At 74.7% G+C, this 3,469-nt stretch carries 3 protein-coding genes; 2 read left to right on the top strand and 1 reads right to left on the bottom strand.

The genetic code is table 11. The features are described from left to right. Window positions 1–172: 172 nt before the first annotated feature. Window positions 173–556: a barstar family protein gene (locus tag ACFVSN_RS45060; protein ID WP_380443271.1), complete on the top strand. Its 384-nt coding sequence runs from the start codon at window positions 173–175 to the stop codon at window positions 554–556. A 49-nt stretch (window positions 557–605) separates the two neighbouring features. Here the strand turns inward: ACFVSN_RS45060 and ACFVSN_RS45055 are convergent, their stop codons facing one another. After that, window positions 606–1,319 (bottom strand): polysaccharide deacetylase family protein, encoded by a 714-nt coding sequence (locus tag ACFVSN_RS45055; RefSeq protein WP_380506762.1) that lies wholly within the window; start codon window positions 1,317–1,319, stop codon window positions 606–608. 427 nt (window positions 1,320–1,746) lie between these two features. Here ACFVSN_RS45055 and ACFVSN_RS45050 point away from each other — a divergent pair, with 427 nt between their 5' ends. Then, window positions 1,747–3,378: a CehA/McbA family metallohydrolase gene (locus tag ACFVSN_RS45050; RefSeq protein ID WP_387959303.1), complete on the top strand. Its 1,632-nt coding sequence runs from the start codon at window positions 1,747–1,749 to the stop codon at window positions 3,376–3,378. Window positions 3,379–3,469: the final 91 nt, after the last annotated feature.

Here is a 3,469-nt window from a genome sequence, read left to right as displayed (position 1 = left end):
GAGTCGGCAGTCGGAAAATCATCCAGCCCCCGGAGCGGCCACCCCCGCAGCCACCCCCGGCACCCCCCACCCACCCGAAAGCCCACCCCGCACCCCAAGCCCCGCGCAGCGGCCCCCACCCCCACCCGAAAACCCCCACGCCCCCCACCCCTCCCCGCACTATCCTCGCCATGTGACCGTGACTTATGTGATCGATGGCTCCCTGGTCGGCAACCTCGACGACTTCTGGAAGGTCGTGGGCGAATCCATCGGCTGCGGCGGCTACTTCGGCAAGAACCTCGACGCCTTCGCCGACTGCCTGCGCGGCGGCTTCGGCACCCCCGACGACGGCGACTACGCGATCGAGTGGCAGCACCACGAGGTGTCGCGGCGCAATCTCGGCTACCCCGAGACCGTCCGCCAGCTGGAGCACCGCCTCACCCGCTGTCACCCCACCAACCGGGAGCACGTGGCCGCCGAACTCGCCGAGGCCCGGGCGGGCCGCGGCCCGACGGTGTTCGACTGGCTGGTGCGGATCATCGAGGAGGAACTCCCCGACGGCCTGCGCCTCGCCTGAGGACGGGCCCGGCAGAACCTGAGAACGAGCCCGTCAAAGAACGAGCCCGTCAGAACACGTCCGACAGCCGCACGAACCGCCGCCCCGCCGCCAGCAGCCCGGGCAGGGCCGCCGCGAAGCCGCGGGCGGTGCCGCCGCCCGGTTGGTTCATGTGGGCGATGACGATCGACCCCGGCGGGGCCGCCGCCACCTCCTGCCGGACCTCGGCGGCGGTGAGGGTGGCCCCGCCGTCGCCGTTGACGGTGAAGCCCGCGACGCGTTCCCCGAGGTCGGCGACCACCCGGGTGGCGACGTCGTCGTAGTGGGCGGTGCCGGAGCGGAAGAAGCGGGGCGGGTGGCCGAGCAGGTCGGTGAGCTTGTGGGCGTTGCCGGCGACCTCGTCGTACACCTCGCCGACGTCCCGGGTGCCGGCGATGCCGTAGGCGGAGCGCCCGGTGACGGAGAGCGGGCGGTGGACGGTGCCGTGGTTGCCGATCTCGAAGAGCGGGTCGGCGGCGAGGCGCTCGAACTCGGCGGGGTTGGCGTCGATCCAGCGGGCGTTGAGGAAGAGCGTGGCGGGCACCGCGTGCGCGCGCAGGAAGTCGATCAGGTCGGCGTCGTACCCGCTGCCGCCGGAGCCGCCGCAGGCGTCGAACGTGAGCGCGGTCACCTGCTGCCCGGCGGGCAGCTCGCCCGTCACCCCGGCGACGTCCAGCCCCCACTCGGTCGGCGCCGCGCCGCCGTACCGGGCGACGGCCTCCGCCCTGGTGAGCTCGTGCGGCACGGCAGAGGCGGTGGCCGTCGGTGAAACAGCAACGGACGCAGACGGCGAACCCACCCCCACCGAGCCCGCCCCCACAGAACCCACCCCCACAGAACCCACCCCCACCGAAGCGGACGCCGCCCCCACACCCCCCTTCGCGGCCCCGCACCCCGCCAGCGTGCTCCCGGCCATCGCCGCCAGCAGGGCCCGCCGACTGAGTGACACACCGACCTCCACGATGATCCGACTGCCTGACCGTCTGCTTCTATGAACCGGTCGATCCTCGCCCGCCGCAACCCGCCCCCGCCGTAGCGACACGGCCCGCCGGGCGAGGCCGGGCCCGCTTTCACCGGCCCGCCCCGCCGCCGTGGGGCCCGGCTCACCCGGGGTTCACCACCGCGGGTAGGGGCGTGGGCAAAGCCGACCCCGCCCGACACCGGAGACCCCGATGCCCGCCACCCCCGAACAGCCCGAGCACCCCCAGCACCCCCAGCACCCCGAGCCCGACCGCCACCCCGCCCGCCGCGACGTCCTCCGCACCGGCCTAGCCACCGGCGCCGCCACCGCCCTCGGCTTAACCACCGCGGCCGCGGCCACCACCCCAGCCACCCCAGCCGCCGCAGCAGCGGCAGAGGCGCCCCGGACCACCGATCAGACCCTCACCCTCACCGGCCACCTCCCCACCGGCTCCCCCGACTTCGTCTACCTCCCCGTCGAAGTGCCGGACGGCGTCCGCGAGATCGCCGTGTCCTACACCTACGACAAACCCCCGGTCCCGGCCGGCACCCCGGGCAACTCGTGCGACATCGGCGTCTTCGACGAGCGCGGCACGGACCTCGGCGGCCCGGGCTTCCGCGGCTGGTCCGGCGGCTTCCGCACGGAGTTCCGCATCGCGAGCGACTCCGCGACCCCGGGCTACCTGCCGGGCCCGATCGGCGCGGGCACCTGGCACGTGGTGCTCGGCCCGTACCAGGTCGCGCCGCAGGGCCTCGACTACCGCGTCGACGTCACCCTCCGGTTCGGCGAGCCGGGCCCGGAGTTCACGCCGTCGTACCCGGCCGAGCGGGCCCGGGGCCGCGGCCGCGCCTGGTACCGGGGCGACTGCCACCTGCACACCGTGCACTCGGACGGCCGAAGGCTGCCGGAGGAGGTGGCGGCGGGGGCCCGCGCCGCCGGCCTGGACTTCATCATCTCCACCGACCACAACACCAGCTCCTCGCACGCCGTGTGGGGCCCGCTGGCCGGCCCCGACCTGCTGATCGTCCCGGGCGAGGAGATCACCACGCGCAACGGCCACTGGCTGGCGCTCGGTCTCCCCGCGGGCGAGTTCGTCGACTGGCGCTACCGCTCGCGCGACGAGGCCTTCCCCCGCTTCGTCCGCCAGGTGCACCGCTCCGGCGGCCTGGTGGTGCCCGCGCACCCGTACTGCCCGTACGTCGCGTGCCAGTGGAAGTTCGGCTACGAGCAGGCGGACGCGGTCGAGGTGTGGAACGGGCCCTGGACGTACGACGACGAGTCGGCCGTGGACACCTGGGACGCGCGCCTCGCGGTCGCCCTCCGGGACGGCCGGTCGTGGCTGCCGGCGATGGGCAACAGCGACGCGCACAGCGCCCCGCAGGTGATCGGCCTGCCGCACAACGTGGTGCTGGCCGAGGACCTCACCCGGGACTCGGTCCTCGACGGGCTGCGCGCCGGGCGCAGCTGGCTGGCCGAATCGGCGGCCGTGCGGCTGGAGTTCACCGTCACCGGGGACGGCCGGCAGGCCGGCATCGGCGAGGAGCTGGCCGTCCCGGCGGACGCGCCGCTGGACGTGCGGCTCGCCGTGTCCGGGGTGCCGGGCGGGACGGTGCGGCTCCTGACCGACGAGGGCCAGATGCACCAGGAGTCGCTGCCCGCGGGCGGCTCGGGCACGGTGGTGTGGCGGACGACGGCCTCGCTCGCCGCGTACGTCCGGGCCGAGGTCCGCCACCCGAGGGCGGACGGGTCGCCGGGCCGTGGCAACACGATGGGCGAGGACCTGCCGTGGGGCCCGATGGCGGCCCTGACCAACCCGATCGTGCTGCGCGCCGAGGACCGCTAGAAGGCTGATGAAGATCTTGGGTTCTGGCCCCACCGCGCAAGCGGTGGGGCCAGACTCGTTTCTGTGGCGATGGGGGAATGGGCCGGGGAGA

Source organism: Kitasatospora sp. NPDC057904, from assembly GCF_042887925.1.
Lineage (GTDB): Bacteria > Actinomycetota > Actinomycetes > Streptomycetales > Streptomycetaceae > Kitasatospora.
This window is presented reverse-complemented; position numbering and strand designations above follow the sequence as displayed.

Excerpts from the sequence above, each read along its gene's own strand:
- ACFVSN_RS45050 (WP_387959303.1), top strand. The coding sequence starts at position 1,747 with ATGCCCGCCACCCCCGAACAGCCCGAGCACCCCCAGCACCCCCAGCAC.